Raw genomic sequence first — 606 nt, forward strand, 5'->3', positions numbered from 1 at the left:
CGAACACGGAAGTTAAGCTCTTTAGCGCCAATGGTAGTTGGGACTTTGTCCCTGTGAGAGTAGGACGTTGCCAGGCTTTTATATCGGAGGATTAGCTCAGCTGGGAGAGCACCTGCCTTACAAGCAGGGGGTCGGCGGTTCGATCCCGTCATCCTCCACCATTTGCCGGTGTAGCTCAACTGGTAGAGCAACTGACTTGTAATCAGTAGGTTGGGGGTTCAAGTCCTCTTGCCGGCACCAGTTTTTCGAGCCATTAGCTCAGTTGGTAGAGCATCTGACTTTTAATCAGAGGGTCGAAGGTTCGAGTCCTTCATGGCTCACCATTTAATATTCACACGCGGGTGTGGCGGAATTGGCAGACGCGCTAGACTTAGGATCTAGTGTCTTACGACGTGGGGGTTCAAGTCCCTTCACCCGCATCTTTACTTAATTTCATATATGTGCGGAAGTAGTTCAGTGGTAGAACACCACCTTGCCAAGGTGGGGGTCGCGAGTTCGAACCTCGTCTTCCGCTCCACATATATAAGTCCTGCCGGGGTGGTGGAATTGGCAGACACACAGGACTTAAAATCCTGCGGTAGGTGACTACCGTGCCGGTTCAAGTCC

General features: G+C 51.8%; 5 tRNA genes and 1 rRNA gene. All 6 read left to right on the plus strand.

The annotated features are described in order from the left end of the window. Positions 1–76: ribosomal RNA gene (rrf, locus tag WKH56_RS35205) — 5S ribosomal RNA — on the plus strand; the annotation flags it as partial. Positions 77–85: 9 nt separating this feature from the next. Next, positions 86–161, plus strand: a tRNA-Val gene (locus WKH56_RS35055). A gap of 3 nt (positions 162–164) precedes the next feature. Then, a tRNA-Thr gene (locus tag WKH56_RS35060) sits at positions 165–240 on the plus strand. A 7-nt stretch (positions 241–247) separates the two neighbouring features. Continuing rightward, positions 248–323: transfer RNA gene (locus tag WKH56_RS35065), tRNA-Lys, on the plus strand. Positions 324–337: 14 nt separating this feature from the next. Then, a tRNA-Leu gene (locus WKH56_RS35070) sits at positions 338–419 on the plus strand. Between the two features lie 23 nt (positions 420–442). After that, positions 443–517: transfer RNA gene (locus WKH56_RS35075), tRNA-Gly, on the plus strand. Positions 518–606: the final 89 nt, after the last annotated feature.

The organism is Priestia sp. SB1 (assembly GCF_038898415.1).